The sequence below is a fragment of the Asticcacaulis taihuensis genome, assembly GCF_900100255.1.
GTDB lineage: Bacteria > Pseudomonadota > Alphaproteobacteria > Caulobacterales > Caulobacteraceae > Asticcacaulis > Asticcacaulis taihuensis.
This window is the reverse complement of sequence record NZ_FMTS01000007.1, coordinates 38,617-56,661: the sequence shown is the minus strand read 5'-3', so window position 1 is coordinate 56,661 and position 18,045 is coordinate 38,617. Positions and strand designations below refer to the sequence as shown.

Here is an 18,045-nt window from a genome sequence, read left to right as displayed (position 1 = left end):
ACTACTTTCTCCTCCCCTGCCAGGCGACGGGGGGGGGGAGCAAGCGCAGCGCGTCGAGACGGAGGGGGCATGACGGCGCAGGGCTGCCCCCTCCGTCAGCGACACCGGCTCTTCGAGCCTCGCGCTGCCACCTCCCCCGCTTCGCAGGGGAGGAGAATTAAAGGCTTGGAAAATTATCACCCATCGTTAGAACATCCGCATGACCTCAGACCTCTCCGGCCGCATCGACGGCGATCATCACGCACTGCCGGTGCGCATCTATTACGAGGACACCGACTTTTCCGGCGTCGTCTATCACGCCAACTATCTCAAATATTTCGAGCGCGGGCGTTCTGAATATATGCGCCGGATCGGGGTGCATCACCATCAACTGGCCGCGCTCGATGAGCCGCTGGCCTTTGCCGTCAGCAGCATCAATATCCGGTATCTGTCCCCGGCGCGGATCGATGACCTGGTAACCATCAAAAGCCGTCTGATCGTCGCGCGCGGGGCCAGTTTCACCCTCGATCAGTGGGTCGAACGCGATGGCCAAAAGCTCGCCGAGGCCCAGGTTCAGGTCGTCTGCATAGATCTGAAAGGTCGCCCAAAACGCCTGCCGAAAGATTTGCAATCCGCTATCAAATTGCACGTTGCGGGTGAAAAGACACTGTAAAAGCGTCTTTTTCTGTTCCGACGCCATAGAAATGTCGCCAATTGTCGGGCATGGTGCGGCCATTACAGATTCACTATTCGTCTTAACCTAAACACCGAGGATGCGACATGAGCGCCAGTTCCGCCGCCAGCTCAGCCACCGACAGCCTTCCCGGCGCCCTGAACTTTCTTCAGCTTTTCCTGCACGCCGATATCGTGGTCCAGGTGATCATGGTGGGCCTGGCCCTGTCCTCGCTGTGGTCGTGGGCCATCATCATCCAGAAGACTGGCGCGCTTAATCGCGTCAACAAGGAGGCCGACGGCTTCGAAGGCGCGCTCAATTCCGGCCGCGCGCTCGATGATATCGCCGCCACGCTCGGCACCCAGCCGAAGGAACCGTTCCAGAAGCTGCTGGTTGCCGTCACTGCCGCCTGGAAGGATTACAAGGGCAAGTCCCTGAGCCCCGCCCAGGGCGACCTGCTGGTCTCTCAGGTCGACCGCGAGATGAATCACATCATCGCCAATGAAGCTGATGGCATCGAAGACGGCCTGAGCATCCTCGCTGTCATCGCCACGGCCTCGCCGTTTGTGGGGCTGTTCGGCACGGTCTGGGGCATCATGAACGCCTTCTCGGCCATTGCCAGCCAGGGCGATACCAACCTGACCACCGTGGCCCCGGCCATTTCCGAAGCCCTGTTCGCCACCGCCATGGGGCTTTTCGCCGCTATCCCCGCTTATATCGCCTTCAACCTGTTCAACTCGAAAGTGGCGCGCTTCACCTCACGCATGGAAGGCTTCGCCGATGAGCTGATGGTGTCGCTGACCCGCCGCCTCGGCGACAAGCTGGGGGGCTGATCGCATGGCTATGGGAGGTTCAGGCCACGGAGGAGGCAGCCGCCGCGGACGCCGCACGCGCCGCCGCGCCGCCCTGTCGGAAATCAACGTCACCCCTATGGTCGACGTCATGCTGGTGCTGCTGATCATCTTCATGATCTCGGCGCCGCTGCTCAATTCGGGCATCAAGATCAACCTGCCCAAGACCGAAGCCGCCGCGCTCAAGGACGAGGGCGAGCCCGTCACCGTGTCGATCGACAAGACCGGCCAGCTTTATGTCAATGACGATCCAGCGAGCTACGATCAGGTGGCGCCGCGTCTGCTGGCCATCACCCGCGGCGATACCGAAACCCAGATCTATGTCCGCGGTGCGGGCGAAGCGACCTGGGATTCGGTCGCCCGCGTGATGGGCAAGCTGTCCTCATCCGGTTTCACCAAGATCAGCCTGGTGACGGATACCATGGGCAAGCCTGCCGCCACCGCTGCTGAGCCCGAAAGCGTGACCCCATAGACGCATGAAGAAATTCGGACCGTCCTTTATTGTCTCCCTTCTGCTGCACGTCGGCCTGATCCTGCTTGCCTTCATCAGCCTGAAACTGACGCCGCCGCCGCTCAAGGTGGCGTCAGTGCCGGTGACGATCATTTCCGACATGCCGAGCCGCCAGATGGCGGAAGCCCCGGTCGATGAACTGGCGGTCAAGACACCGGAACCGATCCCGCAGCCGGAGCCTGTGCCACCGCAGCCGACGCCGGCACCGCCGCAACCGGTGCCTGAGCCGATCAAGCCGGCAGCCAAGCCCACGCCCGCCCCGCCCAAGCCGGCCCCGGTCCCGCCCGACAAGAACGGCCTGAAAAAGCCGGATCCGACCCCGGCGAAAAAGCCGACAACGGCCAAGCCTGCGCCCAAGGCCAAGCCGCAGGACGACCTCCTGAGCCGCCTGGCCGCCACACCATCACAGGCGCCGACCCGCCGCGCGCCTTCGGCCAGTACACAGAAGACGACGGGCGCATCGGCTTTCGGTTCCGGCCCGGCCGATGCCGGACTGAAGACCGAAATGAACGCCCTGACCCAGAGGCTGAATAAGCTGTGGCTGATCAACTGCGATGTGCCGGGTAGTCAGGATGTGAAACCGGAGATTCGCTTCACAATTTCGCCCAGCGGCCGTGTTACCGATGGGCCTACATGGCTTAACAAGCGTAGTGACCCCGTGTGGCAGGCGGGGGCCAATCTGGCCCTGGCCGCTGTAAACAAGGGCCAGCCCCTGGCCTATACCGATCTGCCGGAGGGGCTTTATAACCGTCCGCTCAGAATTACTTTCGATGCCTCAAAGGCGTGCCAGGGACGCTGATACGCGACCGACCGACCAAAGGAGCTACATGATGCGACTGATAAACAAAATGCCATTCAGCCAGATTTTGGCGGCGGTGACCGGCGCGCTTCTGCTGATGTGCGTGCCCGCTTTTGCCCCAAATTACGCATATGCGCAGGATGAACTGACCGGCACGGTCGATCAGGGCAATATCCAGCCCCTGCCGATCGCCATTGCCATCGGCGGCAATGACGCGTCCGGCGGTGATCTCGGCAACAAGATTTCCAAGGTGGTTATGAATGACCTGGAAAGTTCCGGCTATTTCGCGCCGATCAATCCGGCCGCCTTCATCCAGCAAAACCCCGATGTCTCCGTCCAGCCGGAATTTGCCGCGTGGAAGACGATCAATGCCCAGTATCTCAGCAATGGCCGAGCCTTTGTCGATTCCGACGGCCGTCTGCAGGTCGATTTCCGCCTGTGGGATATCTTCTCGCAGAACCAGCTTCTGGGCCAGTCCCTGACCGCCACACCGGAGAACTGGCGCCGCATCGCCCACAAGATCGCCGACGCCATCTATGAAAAGCTGACCGGCCAGGAAGGTTATTTCGACACCCGTATCGTCTTCGTGGCTGAGAGCGGCTACAAGACGGCGCGCATCAAGCACCTGGCCATCATGGACCAGGACGGCGCCAATCCGTCCTACCTGCCGGTGGCCGGCAACAATACCAAGGTCATGACCCCGCGCTTCTCCGCCGACAGCCAGGAGATTGCCTACATGGCCCTGACCGCCGACAGCGCCCGCATCTATATCTATAATTTAGAGACCGGCCGTCAGGAGGCCGTGGGCCAGATCAAGGGTATGGCCTTCGCGCCGCGCTTCTCGCCCGACGGCTCCAAACTGGCTTTCTCGGTCAGCCAGGGCGGCGCCACCAATATCTATGTCATGGACCTGCGCACCCGCTCGATGACCAAGCTGACCAGCGGTGGCTTCATCAATACCTCGCCGTCCTTCTCGGCCGATGGCTCCACCATCGCCTTCACCTCCGATCGCGGCGGTTCGCCGCAGATCTACCTGATGAATGCCTCGGGCGGCAATGTGCGCCGGATCACCTTTGGCGGTGGCTCCTATTCCACGCCGGTCTTTTCGCCGAAGGGCGACCAGATCGCGTTCACCAAGCAGTCAGGCGGCCGCTTCTCGATCGGCGTCATGGATGCCGGCGGCGGCAATGCCAAGCTCCTGACCTCCTCCTATCTGGAAGAGGGGCCGACCTGGGCGCCCAATGGCCGCTACATCATGTTCTTCCGCGAGAGCCAGGGCGGCAATCCGTCGCTGTGGATGGTCGAGGTCACCGGCCGCGTTGAGCGCGCCGTGCCGTATCCCGGTGGCGCCTCCGATCCCGCCTGGTCACCCCGCCTGAAGTAAGCTGCTGAAACAGGGCGCAAACTTTGTATTTATAAGCTGTGTAAGGATTGGGCAACCATGTCCACAAACCGAAAATTCATCGGATTTGGTGTAAAGCGGTCGTGAAATTGCCCTATTCCGCCGCAAGATGGAAAAAATATCCAGTTCTCTGGAAAAATGACAACGCCCGTTTGACAAAAGTTAACAGCCATATCATCGTATCTTTATAAGTTTTGTGCATAATCCCGTCACAGAACAGAGATATGTTCAGCGCATTCTATTGAAATGAGAGGATTCAACATCATGGTATCGACCAAGTCCGTAGCAAAGTTCGCCGTAATGGCTCTGGTTATGGCGTCTATGGCGGCCTGTACCAGCAAGCCGAAGCCCGTGATCGAGCCGACCCCGGCTCCCGCGCCTGAGCCCGCGCCGCAACCGGTTCCGCAACCGCCCGTCGCCGAAGCGCCGCTGCCGGGCATCGTTCCGGGTTCGCAGCAGGACTTCGTCGTCAATGTCGGCGACCGCGTCTATTTCGATACCGATTCCTCCGACATCCGTTCCGATGCGCAAGGCATCCTGGCCGCCCAGGCCGCCTGGCTGGTTCGTTATCCGCAGGTCAATATCCGCATCGAAGGCAATGCCGACGAACGCGGCACCCGCGAATATAACTTCGCCCTCGGCGCCCGCCGCGCGCAGGCCGTTTCGGACTTCCTGGCCGGCAAGGGCGTTGCCGCCAGCCGCATCTCAACCATCTCCTACGGCAAGGAAAGCCCGATCGACAACGGTTCGGGTGAGGATGCCTGGGCCAAGAACCGTAACGCCCACACCACCCTGACCTCGGGTGCGCAATAAGCTTTAAACCGGCCTTATACGTCGGTTTTTGGATTGAAACTCATGCCCTCTGGCCGTAAGGTCAGGGGGCATGATGCGTTTTAGGGGCTCCATTCCCGGCGCTGTCACCTGTTCAATTCGGCCCAATTGGCCGCCAGTCAGTTCGCGTATTTCTGATATTTTCCGGTCATCCTGCCTTCGGCTTGTGCTTAGCCGTTGCCGCGGGGTGTCCGCCTGTTTTCAATCGATTATTGGGGAGCTGTTCCATGACATTCAATTCCATCCGCAAGAGTGCTGCCGCAGGTGTGGCAGTCGCCGCCATGCTCGGCCTGACCACAAATGCGCCGGCCTTCGCCCAGGCCAAGGCGAGCAAGGCGCAGCAAACGCAGGACAAGATGATGGCCGGCCTGCCGCATTGTTCGGCCAAGCTCGGCACCATCTCCGTCGTCAATGGTGACGATCCTTCCGGGTGGACCAATAACAGCCTGGCCGCGCCGCAAAAGCTGCTCAAGGTCATTGTACAGAAATCCGGCTGCTTCTCGCTGGTTGATCGTGGTGCCGGCATGGATGCGGCGCAGCGTGAGCGCGATATCGGCGGCAGCCTGGGCCTGCAACACGGCTCGAACATGGGCAAGGGCCAGATCAAGGCGGCGGATTTCGTGCTGGTGGCGGAGGTCGGCAGCGCCGATTCCAATACCGGCGGCGGCGGGGCCGCTGGCCTCTTGGGCGGCCTGGTCGGCGGCCGGGCCGGCGCCATTGTCGGCGGGTTCCGCACCAAGAAGAGCGAGGCCGATGTGGTGCTATCGCTCACCGATGTGCGTACCTCGGAATCCAATTCCTTTGAAGGCCATGCCGCCAAGAACGACCTGAGCTGGGGCGCCGGTGGCGGCATCGGCTTCGGCGGCGCGGTTGGCGGCGGTTACGAAGATACCGATATCGGCAAGATCGTGACCCAGGCGTTCATTGTCGCCTATGCCGAGATGGTCAATAATCTCGGCGGTATCGATGTCGGCGGCAAGGAAGCGGCGCCGAGCCGCAGCTTCACCGTCCGGACCGCGACCACTCTGCGTTCGGCGCCCAATGCCACGGGCAAGGTCATCCGCGCACTGCCGGTGGGGCTGACGGTTTACCCGACCGGCAACAAGGACGGCATGTACTGGGAAGTGGCCGACGACAATGACAATGTCGGCTGGGTGAAGAACGACAGCCTGGCGGCATCGCAATAAGCGCAAGGCGCGTTGAGCTGTAAAAGGAGGGCGCGGCCGCACGGCTTGCGCCCTTTATTTCGCCAGATGCAATTTAGGGTTTGCGTCTTATTTCAGCCTGACTATGTTGTTAGTTATAGGATAATTCCCTGGTTTTCGAGTAAAAGGGCGATCTGCACATGACGGATAGTAATATGACCCGCCGTGGTTTGCGTATGGGCTTGCGTGGCAAGATGGCCGCCGGCCTGTCCATTCTGGCGCTTTCCCTGCCCTTGACGACGATTACCCTGTCGGTTTTTGCACCCGCCGGTGCTCATGCCCAGATTTTCGGCGATGACGATGATGAAGAAATCCCCGGCCAGCAGCCGACCGATAACACGGTCTGGGACGCCAAGAAGCTGCAAAAGCTGGATCGCAATGTCCGCAAGCTGGAACGGGCCGTGTCGCGCGTCGAAAACAGGAAGGGCACGCCGCCGATCCTGATTGAACCCGATCCGGAAGTGGTGGCACTTCAGGCAACGGTAGACAGCCAGGCGCGCAAACTGGACCAGCAGGCGGGATCGATCACCACCCTGATCGGCCAGGTCGAGGAGTTGCAGCACCAGAACCAGTTGCTGCAGCAGGCCCTCAATAACCAGGCGGCCCGCATGGACACCCTGACCAAGCGCGCCGATCTCGCCGATGCCCACATCAAGGATCTGGAGGCGCAACTGGCGCCGCCACCACCGCCGCCGGCTTCGACCGGCAACGCCCAGGGCGATTTCGACCAGGCGTTCAGCCTGATGAGCTCCGGCCAGACGGATGATGCCGGGCGCGCCTTCGAAGCCTTCACCACGGCCTGGCCACAATCGGCGCAGACGCCGGAAGCCTGGTTCCGCCTGGGGCAGGTTCGCGCCATGAAGTCCGATCCGTCGGGCGCCGTTTCGGCCTTCGCCACCTCGCTGAAGGGCTGGCCCAAGACCTCCTGGGCACCGGAAGCGACTGTGCGTCTGGCCCAGGCACTGAACGACAGCAACCGTCCGGCCGATGTTTGCGCCTCGCTGGCCCAGTTCGACAAGGTCTATGCCAAGCTGGCCACCAATGAGATGCGCAATCAGGCCAAGGTTCTGAAGGACAAGAACAGGTGCGGGGCGGTTTAAGCGCCGCCTTGCCTGCTCCGGCTTTTATTCAGAATAAATTCCCAGATTTCGTGGCTCGTCTTGATGGTGACGGGCCCATCGGTGTGGCCGTTTCCGGCGGTGGCGATTCCGTGGCGCTGCTCTATGCGCTGGCGGCGTGGAACAAGAGGCCGCTGGAGGTTTTCTGCGTCGATCATGGTCTCAATCCCCTAAGTCCGCAATGGACCCAATCGGTGGCCGATCACGCGGCACGGGTCGGGGCCGGCTTCACCGCGCTTTACTGGCAAGGTGAAAAACCGGCCACTGGCCTGTCGGCGGCGGCACGGCTGGCGCGGCATCGTCTGCTGGCGGTGGCCGCGCGGGAAAAGGGTGTGTCCGTGCTTTGCCTGGCCCATACCGCCGATGATATCGCCGAGGCTCAGGCCATGCGCGCGCAGGGCTCCAATGTCGGCGCGCCGAAAGCCTGGGCGCCATCACCGGTCTGGCCGGAGGGGCATGATGTCTTTCTGTACCGGCCGTTCCTTGACGTGCGGAGGGAAGCCTTGCGGGATTATCTGCGCGGTCTGGAAGTGACGTGGATCGATGACCCCGCCAATGACAGTCCGCACTCCTTGCGGGCGCGGACACGAAAATATCTGCGCGAAAAGCCACTGGTGGCGCAGGCGTCCGAAGCAGAACCGCCCCTCGCGGCGGCGCAGTGGCAGGCCCTGCTGCACCTGCCGGAAACATTTGGCCCGTCAGGCATGATCGCTTTCAATGCGGAGGCATTCGATGCCCTGCCGCGCGAAACGGCGCTTAAACGGCTGGCCACCGCAGCGGTCTGTGCCGGTGGCGGTGATAAATTGCCGGGGCGGGACAAGGTCGAGGGCCTGCTCGAAAATCTCACATCAGTTCGCCCCCTGAATCTCGCCGGGGCGCGGATAGCCCGCCGGAACGATGTTATCACCTTTTGCCGCGAAGCGGGCGATATCGGCCGCAACCGGCCCGCCTCCTGTTCGCTGAATGGAACGGATGAGGTGGTCTGGGACGGCCGTTTCCTTGTCCGGTCATCGCAGGCAGGTGAAATTGTGGCCTCCGGGCGGGTGCGCGGTGACCTGAGCGAGGCTGACAGAGCCTGGCTTCTCACCTTGCCTGCGGACTTGCGCGGCACTCAGCCGGCCTTTGTGCCGGCTGCTCAAAAAGATAATCAAAATAAATGCTTGCTGACAAACCCGGCCTTAAGACAAAATGCGTATAAGGCCATTATGACCCGATGCCTGGTCGGATCGCGTCTGCGGGCCGCCCTGGGATTGATCACGACGGAAAGCGCTGTAATAGGCGCAAAAAGCGATTGCGTTTTTACACCGATAAATGGCGTGTAGCGAAACCGCACCGCGCGTCCTATATGGTAGTTTAATGTAAGATAACCCCGTAGAGGGGCGGCCCGTTTTCAAGGGCCTTATTGAGGATAGACACTGGCATGAACCTGAAGTCCATGGCGATTATCGGCGTGATACTGGCCTTTCTGCTCGGCATTTACGTGGTCATGAACACCAACGCCCGTGGCCTGGTGGCTGACCCGAACAAGCCGGTCGAGATGATCTATTCCGAACTGGTGTCAAATGTGAACGATGGTAAGGTAACAGAAATCGTCATTCATAACGACGAGGCCGCCGGCAAGACTGCCGATGGCAAGAAGTTTCATGCCGTGGTTGGCTTCGATCACAAGGATCTGGATGACGCCCTGGCTCAGAAGAAGGTGCCGACCAAGAAGGAAAGCGGCAAGACATCGCTGCTGATGAATGTCGTTACCACCCTCCTGCCGGTTATCCTGATAATCGGCATCTGGATCTTCTTCATGCGCCAGATGCAGGGTGGCGGCCGCGGCGGGGCCATGGGCTTCGGCAAATCGAAGGCGCGCCTGCTGACCGAGCACAAGAACCGCGTCACCTTTAACGATGTCGCCGGCGTGGACGAGGCCAAGGAAGAACTGCAGGAGGTCGTCGATTTCCTGAAAGACCCGTCCAAGTTCCAGAAGCTGGGCGGCAAGATTCCGAAAGGCGCCTTGCTGGTCGGCCCTCCGGGTACGGGTAAGACGCTTCTGGCCCGCGCCGTGGCCGGTGAGGCGGGCGTGCCCTTCTTCTCGATCTCCGGTTCGGACTTCGTGGAAATGTTCGTCGGCGTCGGCGCCTCGCGCGTCCGTGACATGTTCGAACAGGCCAAGAAGAACGCGCCGTGCATTATCTTCATCGATGAAATCGACGCCGTCGGCCGCCATCGCGGCGCCGGTCATGGCGGTGGCAATGACGAGCGTGAGCAGACGCTCAACCAGTTGCTGGTCGAGATGGACGGTTTCGAGGCCAATGAAGGCATCATCATGATCGCCGCCACCAACCGCCCGGACGTGCTCGATTCCGCCCTGCTGCGTCCCGGCCGTTTCGACCGCCAGGTTACGGTTTCCAACCCTGATCTGACCGGCCGCGAAGCCATACTGCGCGTGCATATGAAGCCGGTGCCGCTGGCGGTCGATGTCGATGTCAAGGTGATCGCGCGCGGCACGCCGGGCTTCTCCGGCGCCGATCTCGCCAACCTGGTCAATGAGGCGGCGCTCATGGCAGCGCGCAAGGACCGCAAGTTGGTCACCATGCGTGATTTCGAGGACGCCAAGGACAAGGTCATGATGGGCGCCGAGCGCAAGTCCATGGCCATGTCGGAGGAAGAGAAGCGCAATACCGCCTATCACGAAGGCGGCCACGCCATCGTGGCGCTCAAGACCCCGCAGGCCGATCCCGTCCACAAGGCGACGATCATCCCGCGCGGCCGGGCGCTCGGCATGGTGATGCAGTTGCCCGAAGGCGACCGCTATTCGATGAACTTTACCCAGATGACCTCGCGCCTGGCCATCATGATGGCCGGCCGCGTGGCCGAGGAAATCATCATGGGCAAGGACAACATCACCTCCGGCGCCTCATCCGATATCCAGGCCGCCACGCGCCTGGCCAAGTCGATGGTCACGCGCTGGGGCTTCTCGGACAAGCTGGGCTTTGTCGATTACAAGCAGGGCGAGGACGAATATGGCGCGCTCGGCCGCGATACCTCGGAAGCGACGCAGCAGATCATCGATGACGAGGTTAAGCGCTTGGTCAATGACGGTTATGAAGAGGCGAAGCGCATCCTGCTAGAAAACCTCGATGGCCTGCACCGCCTGGCCAAGACCCTGCTGGACCTCGAAACCCTGACCGGTGATGAAATCGCCAAAATTCTCAATGGCGAGGAAATCGTCCGCGATGAGGAAACCGGCGTGGCGATCGAACTGAGCGCCAATTCGGCGGTGCCGGAAACCGAAGCGGCCCCGACAGCCGTTCCGGTGATCGCCGAGTAAGTTTTCCGGATATATATGTGCTAAAGGCAGGCGGGAGCGCATCCCGCCTGCCTTTTTATTTGGAGTCCTGCCATGCCTGTTGATTTTCCCGCCGATGAAAACGGCGATGTCCTGCGCGCGATGCAGGCCGATGGGGACGATCTCTCCGTGGCGCGCGATATCGATTTCTCGCTGCTGTTCGGGGATGAGGAGTCGGCGAAAGCCTTCTGTGTCATCTTCGCCGAGAGGGGCTACGAGGTTGATTATGGCCCGTGGGAGATTGATCATGACAACGTGACCGATCTCAAATTCGGCAAATGGAATGTCCAGGTCGTTCACCACATGGTGCCGGATCATGCCCTCATCACCGCCTTTGAAGCGGAATTGCAGGAGGCCGCCACGCCGCTCGGTGGCCGCAATGACGGCTGGGGCTGCTTCCAAGTGAACGAGGCCTGATATCATGGCCGGTCACCGCATCTATGCCATGCATTTTGCCAGCGTCTATCCGCACCTTGTCGCCAAGGCGGAAAAGAAGGGACGCCGCCGGGATGAGGTCGACGAGATCATCCGCTGGCTGACCGGCTACAGCCAGGCCGAACTTCAGCAGCATCTCGAAGCCGGGACCGATTTTGAAACCTTCCTGACCGCCGCGCCTCGGCTAAATCCGGCGCGCAGCCTGATTACCGGTGTTATCTGCGGTGTGCGCATCGAGGATATCGAAGAGCCTACGATGCGTGAAATCCGCTATCTCGACAAGCTGATCGATGAACTGGCCAAGGGGCGGCCGATGGCAAAAATCCTGCGGAGTCCATCATGAGCAAACTAATCCTGGCCATGAATGTCTCGATTGACGGCTATGTCGATGATTTGGCTGGCACACTGGTGATGGGACCGCCTAGCCCTAAGGTATTTGAGTTCTGGACCGAGACCGTGCGTGATCAGGCGGCGGCGATCTATGGGCGACGCATGTACGAACTCATGCGATACTGGGACGAAGACCGCCCGGAATGGGACGCGCCGCTGCGGGCGTTTGCCGACGCCTGGCGCAAACTGCCCAAATGGGTAGTTTCACGCACACTCAAGGCCGTCGGTCCGAATACCACTCTTATTTCCGGTGACATCGCGGCACAGGTCCGCGATCTGAAGACGCGCATCGACGGCACGATCAGCGTTTCCGGTCCGGAACTGGCCGGCCTGATGACCGATCTGGGGCTGATCGATGAATATCATCTTGTCATGCGCCCCTGTGTACTGGGCCAGGGCAAGCCGTTTTTCCATACCACACCGCCGCCGTTGCGCCTGATTTCCAGCGCCAAGCTTGATGACGACACCCTGCATCTGATTTACGCGCCCGTTAATTAAGGCCAATTCTTACTAAAACACGCCCTTCCAGAAAATCGTGCGTCGCGCATAGGTATTAGCAAGCTTTTTCCGCCAGATGTCATGCGGATCGTGACGGCCGAAGTCGTCGATATGCCGCGCCAGGCTCTCGGCTTCCAGAAAGGGCAGGACGGCGGCTTCGTGCGCCGCTTCGCTGAAGGACGCCAGGCGCGCCTCGACGATCTGGCGCTGGAGCAGCAGGGCCGCCAGCGGGTAACGTGACGACAGGCGGTCGGCGGCGTAGGTCAGACGCTCGCCGTCGTTGCCATCCATCTCGCGCACCCGGTCGATGACCAGTTGGGCCGCCCGTTCAAGCGACGGCCAGCCGATGAGCAGCGCCAGCGCCACATTGGCGTCGGGCCACGCCTTGACAAGGTCCAGTTCCGCATCCTCGGCCTCGATATCGTCGAAATAGGGCAGGCGCTTGAGGTAGGCGCGCAGGTAATCCGGCTGCAGGGTGCGGCGGAAGCGTTCCAGGCGCACAGTTTGCGCCTCATCCTTGCGGTCCAGCGCCTCCAGCGCCTCGATGCGGGCATTGATCCACTCGGTCGGCATCTCGAAACGCGGGTTTTGCCGGGCGCTGTTAAGCGCCTTCAGCGCATCGGTCGCGCGCCCCGCCTTGAGCAGGCGATGGGCGATCTGCGCGGCGGTGGCCGGCAGGTAAGCGTCGGCCATCAGGGCGATGAAGGCATCGACATCGCCGAGGGCATCGGCAATGGCCAGCAGGGCCACCCGCGTGCTTTCGGCGCGGGTGCGTTTACGCAGGGCTTCGGAGGCAGCCAGCACCCGCTTGCGCCACCGTTTCACCGGCCGCGGCCGCGTGGCCGGTGAAGCCACCGGTTCCCCGGCGGCGGCCAGTATGGCGGCCCTGAGCCGCAGCAAGCCATCTTCACCGAGAAAAGGCGCCAGCAACGGGATAAGGGCATCATTCTGGCCGTAGCTGTTGGCCATCTGCGCGGCGGTGATCCGCATCACCAGATCGTCCACGGCTGGTCTGGCCACGGCTGAAATCGTCGCCGCATCCTGGCAGGCGCTGGCCATGACCTCGCGCACGCCGCCCGAAGCATCGCTGGTGCGTTCGATGACGGCATCGCCAAGCGCAATGAACTGCCAGATCAGGTCATGGGAATCCTGCGGTGCGGCGGTCGTCACCTGCTCGGCGATCAGCCGGCGCTGGGTATTCAGGTCGGTGCGGAAGCCCTTCAGTGTCCGCCACCCCACATTGGTGGTCGCGGCTCCAATGGCTGTCAGGCGCTTGCGGATTTCATTGCCGAGCTTCGATGGGCTTTCGCTGCCGGCCAGTTCGAGGCGCAGCCGGCGTTTGGTATTGGCATTGCCCTCGCTGATCTCGATCAGCAGCCGGGCCAGATGCGCGGCGCCCAGGGTTTCCAGGTTCTGGGCGTTGAGGGTCGTCTTGGAGGCCATTTGCCCAAGGTAGGCGCAGAGGCGCGGCTATACAAGCCGCGGCGGAATTCCGGCAAATATCGTTACAATTTCCTTACGATTTTCGCAGGCGTTATCACTCTATTAAGGACGTTCTGGCTTTTATAGGCGCTTACCAGCCGGGCGGGAGTATTTGGACGAAGCGTGCGTGATCGAGCGCGCGGCGGACACGCTCTTTTCCGGACAGACTGTGGCCAGAGAACCCTTGGCCAGCCAAAAACTGGCTAGAATGAATTGGAGAGTGCCCATGCCCGCTGTCGTCCGAGGTGGCAGACGTCAAGCCAGCCCCGCCGACACGAAGCCGGCGGCGAAGCCTGCGGGACGCGCCGGGGCGAAGCCGCGCGCGGCAGGTAGGTCTTCCGGACGCAAGGGCGCGCCGGCCGGCAAGGCGAGCGTCATCGGCACCGTTCACATGCCCAATGAATTGACGGCCTGGCTGGCGGTTCTGGTGATTGCCGGCCTGCTTTCCGTCGTGCTCCTGACCGGCCATCGCGCCGAGGCCCTGGGCAGCGCTATCACAAATTTTGCCGATGCCCGCCTGGCCTCCATCGGCCTGAAGCTGCAAAAGGTCCAACTCGTAAACGTCAGTCCGAAAGCCTCGCCCGATGTGCGAAAGGCGCTCAAGTTCGAGAAGGACCAGCCTTTCGCCCTGATGAACCTTGCCGATGTTCAGAAAAGTGTAGAGAATGTCGGCTGGGTGAAGTCCGCTACGGTCCGCCGCCAGTTTCCCGGCGTGCTGATCATCGAGGTGGTCGAGCGGCCACGTCTGGCCGTCTGGCAGTATAACGGCAAGAATACCGTCATCGATGACGAGGGCCATATCATCCCCGAAGCCGTATCGACGCGCTTCACTGAGCTGCCGTTCGTGGTGGGCGAGGGCGCCAACGAGGCCGCGCCGGCCATTATCGAACTGCTGCGCCAGCGTCCGGCCCTGCTGGAACAGACCTACGCCCTGCAACGCGTCAATACGCGCCGCTGGAATATCCTGCTGAAGAACGGCGCGGTCATCAAGCTGCCGGCGCTCAACCAGGAACAAGCCATGGCCCGTCTCGATGTCCTGATCGCGCAGCAGCGTGTGCTGGATCAGGGCTTTGCCTCCATCGATCTGCTCGATCCCGATTCCCTCGTCGTGGTGCCGCTTGAAGCGCACCCTGCCTCACCCCCCGCCGCCGTAGTCCTCCCCTAAGTCTGACAAAGTAGAAAACTCATGTCCAGATTTGAAGATCGCCAAAACGCCAAGGCCGCCGCCCTCAATCCCGATGTGGCAAAAGCCCGCCTCGCGCCCGCCACGAGCGGTGAAGCCCCCGGTCGCCCGCCCGCTTCACAGGGTCTGATCGCTTCGCTCGATCTCGGCGCCTCGAAGATCGGCTGTTTCATCATGCGGCCCGAAGGCGCGCGCCAGTCCGACCAGTCGATCCGCGTCGCCGGCGTCGGCTATGTGCAATCGAAGGGCATTCGCGCCGGTTCGGTCATCGATATGGAAGCGGCCTCGCAGGCCATCGCCCAGGCCGTGGAACGCGCCGAAGCCATGGCCAATGTGTCGATCCAGGGCGTGCGCGTCACCATTCCCGGCGCCCAGACCGCCTCGCACAAGGTGTCGGCCCAGGTGTCTCTGGGTCTCAAGCCGATCTCTGACCAGGATCTAAACCGCGCCATCGCCTCGGCCCTGGCGCAGGTCCGTTTCCCCAACCGTCGCGCCATCCACCTGCTGCCGGTGTCGTGGAGCGTCGATGACCAGTATGGCGTGCGCGATCCGCGCGGCCTGAATGGGCGCAATCTCGGCCTCGAGCTTCTGGTCGTGACCATCGACGAAAGCGTCTTCAACAATATCAATACCTGTGTTGGCCTGGCGCACCTGGAAGTCCAGGCCATTGTCTGTGCCCCGCTGGCTGCCGCCGTGGCCGCACTGGAAGAAGACGAAAAGGAACTGGGCTGCATCTGCATCGACATGGGCGCCAGCAGTACGACCGCGGCCATCTTCGCCAATGGCACGCTCGTGCATGTCGATTGCCTGAATGTCGGCGGCAGCCACGTCACGGCCGATATTGCGCGTGGTCTTTCGACCACCCTGGCCGGCGCCGAGCGCATCAAGACCCTGCATGGTTCGGCCATTGCCTCGGCCCACGAAGACCGCGAAACAGTCGAAGCCCCGCCGCGCGGCGACGACCGCGGCGGCGCGCCGATCACCGTGCCGCGCTCGATCCTCAAGGGCATTATCGCGCCGCGCGTCGAGGAAACCTTCGAACTGCTGCGCGAGAAGATCAAGGCGTCCGGCGTCCAGATCGAGCCCGGCGCCGGTATCGTCCTGACCGGCGGCGCCTCGCAACTGGCGGGCGTCCGCGAACTGGCCATCCGTGTCTTCGACCGCCCATGCCGGCTCGGCCGCCCCATGCGCGTGCCGCACCTGGGCGACGCGGCGGCCGGTCCGTCCTTTGCCGCCACGGCCGGGGTGATCCTGCGCACTCTCTACGGCCCGCGCGACGTGGTGCCGGTCAAGAAGATCATGGCCGCCAAGATCGGCCCCAAGGATGCGCCCAGCGGCGGCAGTGGCAATATCGTCGCCCGCATCATCGACTGGCTGAAGAGCAACCTGTAGCTTTAACGGCAAGAAACCCACCTCTTGCCACCGTAAGCGCTGGCTTCGTGTGGTGACCGGCCCCGGCTGCGCGGCTCCCGGACAAGCGCAGAGGTATAATCAAATCAAGCATCCCACCACGATATCGGCGTCCTGTTCCGTATTATAGATATGAAACGACAGCCGCAGGGTGTCGCCGCGGCGATCAAAGCGGCAGCCGGCGGCGGTCAGGGCGGCCATGGTCTTTTCCATATCCGCTGGCCTGTAGCAGAGGGTGCCGCCTTGGCCTGAACGGTCTGACGGATCGATCCGCGCGATCAGGGCGCGGTTGTGGTTGAGAATTTTTTTAACGCCGATTTCGCTGATCGTCCGGATGCCGGTGGTGGCCAGCACATAGGGCGCGACCGAAGGTGTACCGCCCCAGAACCGGCGGGCATCCGACGCATAGCGAAAATCGCGGATATCGAATTCAAAAGGGTTCTCGTGCGAAAACCAGCCGACATTCAGCGGCTTCAGGTCATGCGGGCACCACAGGAAACCGGCGCCCGGCCCGCCGCACAGCCATTTCAGGCACGAACCGGTCAGGGCATCGGCCTGCCAGGCCGTGACATCGATCGGCAATATGCCCGCCGATTGCGCGACGTCGATGATGCTGAATATGCCACGGGCACGGGCCAAAGCCGCGATCTCCGCCACCGGGGACACGATACTCGTGTTGGAATGGACGTGCATGACCACGACCACGGCCACATCCGGCGTCAACGCGGCCTCCCAGGTGGCGATATCGGCGGGATCGCCGTCGAACAGTCGCAAGCGTAAACCCAGCCGTTCGGCCTGTTGCGCCACAAAACCCAGCGAGGGGAAAGCCAGCGCAGACATGACGATGGCGTTGCGGTCGGGCGTCACGGTCAGCCCCGACAGCAGGGCAAACAGCGCCGCCGAAACATTGGGCTGAGGGCACCAGTCCTCCATGCGGCCGCCGAGCAGCCCAGCCAGGGCCACGCGAAAGTCGTCAATCGCGGTAAGCCACTGCGGCCAGCTTTCACCGGGCTGCGATTGCCACGGTCCGAAGAAGCCGGCCTCGAAATCACTTCGCGCCGCCTTGGGTAAGAGGCCCGCCGAATGGCTGAGCAGGTAAGGGCCGCCGGGTGGTTTCTCGAACAGATCGCTCATTCGGCGGCGCTCAGTGACGGCCGAACCTTGCCATAGGCGCCGCCCCAGGCATCGGTCATCTCATGGCGCACGGCCCACAGGTCCGGGAAGAAGCGGTGGCGCGCGCCGGCATCGAGCAGTTCGACCGGCCGGCCTTTCAGCGAAGCCGCGCCCATGCCGATGGAGCGCTGGATCAGGAAGATATGGTTGGATCGGAACTTGCCCATGCGCTCATCGAATTCGATCAGGCATTCGGCAATGACATAGGCGTCGTCATGGGCATATTGGGTGTCGTAGATATCGCGCACTGTCAGGCCGCGGCCGGTGAGATAACGCGCTTCAAAGGTCTCCCAAAGCTCCGGCGGCATCTTCATCAGGCAGCGGAAGCCAGGCGATTCCTGGCCGGAACCATTGCCCAGTTGCAGGCGGATCTGCTGGTAATCGTGCGGCGACATGGTCTCCAGCAGGTCGAGCTGCTCGCTCATCAGTTTCATGATTATGTTGCAGCGGGCGAACAGGGTCACGACCTTGTGGGCGCGGCCGGCCTGCATGTGGTCGTCGATATCCATCAGGGTATGGATCATCAGCTTCATCCACAATTCCTCGACCTGGTGGACGATCTGGAATTGCAGTTCATCAGCATTGACCATGTCCGCCGGCGGTTTCTGACAGGCCAGCAGACGATCGGTTTTCAGGTAAAGTTCGTAATCCAGCTTCGCGGGCGCGGAAAGCTGATCGATATAGGACTGGCGGTTCATGGCGGGACTCCATTTGCCGCCAGCCTAGCGCGCTTTTCGCTGAACATTGTTTCTATTGTGCTTAAAA

18 protein-coding genes are annotated in these 18,045 nt (G+C 61.9%); 15 read left to right on the top strand and 3 right to left on the bottom strand.

The features are described from left to right. The first annotated feature begins 199 nt into the window (after positions 1-199). The 13 genes from ybgC (at position 200) to BLO49_RS15435 (ending at position 12,032) form a co-directional block, all read left to right on the top strand. The gene (ybgC, locus tag BLO49_RS15495) at positions 200-652 is read left to right on the top strand and encodes a tol-pal system-associated acyl-CoA thioesterase (protein ID WP_090650260.1); all 453 of its coding nucleotides are present in this window, start codon (positions 200-202) and stop codon (positions 650-652) included. Between the two features lie 107 nt (positions 653-759). Continuing rightward, positions 760-1,485 carry a protein TolQ gene (tolQ, locus tag BLO49_RS15490; RefSeq protein WP_170828359.1) on the top strand — a complete coding sequence of 242 codons (726 nt, stop codon included), beginning with the start codon at positions 760-762 and terminating at the stop codon, positions 1,483-1,485. A 4-nt stretch (positions 1,486-1,489) separates the two neighbouring features. Next, on the top strand, positions 1,490-1,975 hold the full coding sequence (locus BLO49_RS15485; protein WP_090650258.1) for an ExbD/TolR family protein: 486 nt from the start codon (positions 1,490-1,492) through the stop codon (positions 1,973-1,975). Positions 1,976-1,979: 4 nt separating this feature from the next. After that, positions 1,980-2,813, top strand: coding sequence for a hypothetical protein (locus BLO49_RS15480; protein ID WP_090650256.1), 834 nt, complete (start codon positions 1,980-1,982; stop codon positions 2,811-2,813). Between the two features lie 31 nt (positions 2,814-2,844). Further along, complete coding sequence (tolB, locus tag BLO49_RS15475; protein ID WP_415500616.1) at positions 2,845-4,197, top strand: Tol-Pal system beta propeller repeat protein TolB; 1,353 nt, start codon at positions 2,845-2,847, stop codon at positions 4,195-4,197. Positions 4,198-4,479: 282 nt separating this feature from the next. Then, entirely contained in the window at positions 4,480-5,028 is a 549-nt protein-coding gene (pal, locus tag BLO49_RS15470; RefSeq protein WP_245679062.1) for a peptidoglycan-associated lipoprotein Pal, read from the top strand. A 245-nt stretch (positions 5,029-5,273) separates the two neighbouring features. Continuing rightward, positions 5,274-6,233 (top strand): CsgG/HfaB family protein, encoded by a 960-nt coding sequence (locus BLO49_RS15465; RefSeq protein ID WP_090650250.1) that lies wholly within the window; start codon positions 5,274-5,276, stop codon positions 6,231-6,233. A 158-nt stretch (positions 6,234-6,391) separates the two neighbouring features. Then, complete coding sequence (locus tag BLO49_RS15460) at positions 6,392-7,351, top strand: tol-pal system YbgF family protein (protein ID WP_090650249.1); 960 nt, start codon at positions 6,392-6,394, stop codon at positions 7,349-7,351. A 50-nt stretch (positions 7,352-7,401) separates the two neighbouring features. Beyond that, positions 7,402-8,691 (top strand): tRNA lysidine(34) synthetase TilS, encoded by a 1,290-nt coding sequence (gene tilS / locus BLO49_RS15455; protein ID WP_170828358.1) that lies wholly within the window; start codon positions 7,402-7,404, stop codon positions 8,689-8,691. A gap of 98 nt (positions 8,692-8,789) precedes the next feature. Then, the gene (gene ftsH, locus BLO49_RS15450; RefSeq protein WP_090650245.1) at positions 8,790-10,691 is read left to right on the top strand and encodes an ATP-dependent zinc metalloprotease FtsH; all 1,902 of its coding nucleotides are present in this window, start codon (positions 8,790-8,792) and stop codon (positions 10,689-10,691) included. 72 nt (positions 10,692-10,763) lie between these two features. Further along, on the top strand, positions 10,764-11,126 hold the full coding sequence (locus BLO49_RS15445; RefSeq protein WP_090650244.1) for a ribonuclease E inhibitor RraB: 363 nt from the start codon (positions 10,764-10,766) through the stop codon (positions 11,124-11,126). Between the two features lie 4 nt (positions 11,127-11,130). Next, on the top strand, positions 11,131-11,487 hold the full coding sequence (locus tag BLO49_RS15440) for a DUF2200 domain-containing protein (RefSeq protein WP_090650242.1): 357 nt from the start codon (positions 11,131-11,133) through the stop codon (positions 11,485-11,487). Continuing rightward, positions 11,484-12,032, top strand: coding sequence for a dihydrofolate reductase family protein (locus tag BLO49_RS15435; RefSeq protein ID WP_090650240.1), 549 nt, complete (start codon positions 11,484-11,486; stop codon positions 12,030-12,032). Before BLO49_RS15440 ends, BLO49_RS15435 begins: the two co-directional genes overlap by 4 nt. 12 nt (positions 12,033-12,044) lie before the next feature. On the opposite strand, the gene BLO49_RS15430 is transcribed toward BLO49_RS15435, so the two are convergent. Beyond that, a complete protein-coding gene (locus BLO49_RS15430) occupies positions 12,045-13,475 on the bottom strand; it encodes a DUF6880 family protein (protein WP_090650239.1) in 1,431 nt (476 codons plus the stop codon). A gap of 265 nt (positions 13,476-13,740) precedes the next feature. On the opposite strand from BLO49_RS15430, the gene BLO49_RS15425 reads away from it, so the two are divergent. Both BLO49_RS15425 and ftsA read left to right on the top strand, forming a co-directional pair. Continuing rightward, on the top strand, positions 13,741-14,679 hold the full coding sequence (locus BLO49_RS15425) for a cell division protein FtsQ/DivIB (RefSeq protein WP_090650237.1): 939 nt from the start codon (positions 13,741-13,743) through the stop codon (positions 14,677-14,679). A 21-nt stretch (positions 14,680-14,700) separates the two neighbouring features. Next, a complete protein-coding gene (gene ftsA, locus BLO49_RS15420) occupies positions 14,701-16,089 on the top strand; it encodes a cell division protein FtsA (RefSeq protein WP_090650235.1) in 1,389 nt (462 codons plus the stop codon). 99 nt (positions 16,090-16,188) lie between these two features. On the opposite strand, the gene BLO49_RS15415 is transcribed toward ftsA, so the two are convergent. Next, positions 16,189-17,241, bottom strand: a complete 1,053-nt coding sequence (locus tag BLO49_RS15415) for an aminotransferase class V-fold PLP-dependent enzyme (protein ID WP_090650234.1) — start codon at positions 17,239-17,241, stop codon at positions 16,189-16,191. Then, positions 17,238-17,978, bottom strand: coding sequence for a tryptophan 2,3-dioxygenase family protein (locus tag BLO49_RS15410; protein ID WP_090650232.1), 741 nt, complete (start codon positions 17,976-17,978; stop codon positions 17,238-17,240). The genes BLO49_RS15415 and BLO49_RS15410 overlap by 4 nt, the downstream gene beginning before the upstream one ends. Between the last annotated feature and the right edge of the window lie 67 nt (positions 17,979-18,045).

Bases quoted from the DNA above. Each gene is read 5' to 3' on its own strand.
- ybgC (WP_090650260.1), top strand. From the start codon at position 200: ATGACCTCAGACCTCTCCGGCCGCATCGACGGCGATCATCACGCACTG.
- tolQ (WP_170828359.1), top strand. From the start codon at position 760: ATGAGCGCCAGTTCCGCCGCCAGCTCAGCCACCGACAGCCTTCCCGGC.
- BLO49_RS15485 (WP_090650258.1), top strand. From the start codon at position 1,490: ATGGCTATGGGAGGTTCAGGCCACGGAGGAGGCAGCCGCCGCGGACGC.
- BLO49_RS15480 (WP_090650256.1), top strand. From the start codon at position 1,980: ATGAAGAAATTCGGACCGTCCTTTATTGTCTCCCTTCTGCTGCACGTC.
- tolB (WP_415500616.1), top strand. From the start codon at position 2,845: ATGCGACTGATAAACAAAATGCCATTCAGCCAGATTTTGGCGGCGGTG.
- pal (WP_245679062.1), top strand. From the start codon at position 4,480: ATGGTATCGACCAAGTCCGTAGCAAAGTTCGCCGTAATGGCTCTGGTT.
- BLO49_RS15465 (WP_090650250.1), top strand. From the start codon at position 5,274: ATGACATTCAATTCCATCCGCAAGAGTGCTGCCGCAGGTGTGGCAGTC.
- BLO49_RS15460 (WP_090650249.1), top strand. From the start codon at position 6,392: ATGACGGATAGTAATATGACCCGCCGTGGTTTGCGTATGGGCTTGCGT.
- ftsH (WP_090650245.1), top strand. From the start codon at position 8,790: ATGAACCTGAAGTCCATGGCGATTATCGGCGTGATACTGGCCTTTCTG.
- BLO49_RS15445 (WP_090650244.1), top strand. From the start codon at position 10,764: ATGCCTGTTGATTTTCCCGCCGATGAAAACGGCGATGTCCTGCGCGCG.
- BLO49_RS15440 (WP_090650242.1), top strand. From the start codon at position 11,131: ATGGCCGGTCACCGCATCTATGCCATGCATTTTGCCAGCGTCTATCCG.
- BLO49_RS15435 (WP_090650240.1), top strand. From the start codon at position 11,484: ATGAGCAAACTAATCCTGGCCATGAATGTCTCGATTGACGGCTATGTC.
- BLO49_RS15430 (WP_090650239.1), bottom strand. From the start codon at position 13,475: ATGGCCTCCAAGACGACCCTCAACGCCCAGAACCTGGAAACCCTGGGC.
- BLO49_RS15425 (WP_090650237.1), top strand. From the start codon at position 13,741: ATGCCCGCTGTCGTCCGAGGTGGCAGACGTCAAGCCAGCCCCGCCGAC.
- ftsA (WP_090650235.1), top strand. From the start codon at position 14,701: ATGTCCAGATTTGAAGATCGCCAAAACGCCAAGGCCGCCGCCCTCAAT.
- BLO49_RS15415 (WP_090650234.1), bottom strand. From the start codon at position 17,241: ATGAGCGATCTGTTCGAGAAACCACCCGGCGGCCCTTACCTGCTCAGC.
- BLO49_RS15410 (WP_090650232.1), bottom strand. From the start codon at position 17,978: ATGAACCGCCAGTCCTATATCGATCAGCTTTCCGCGCCCGCGAAGCTG.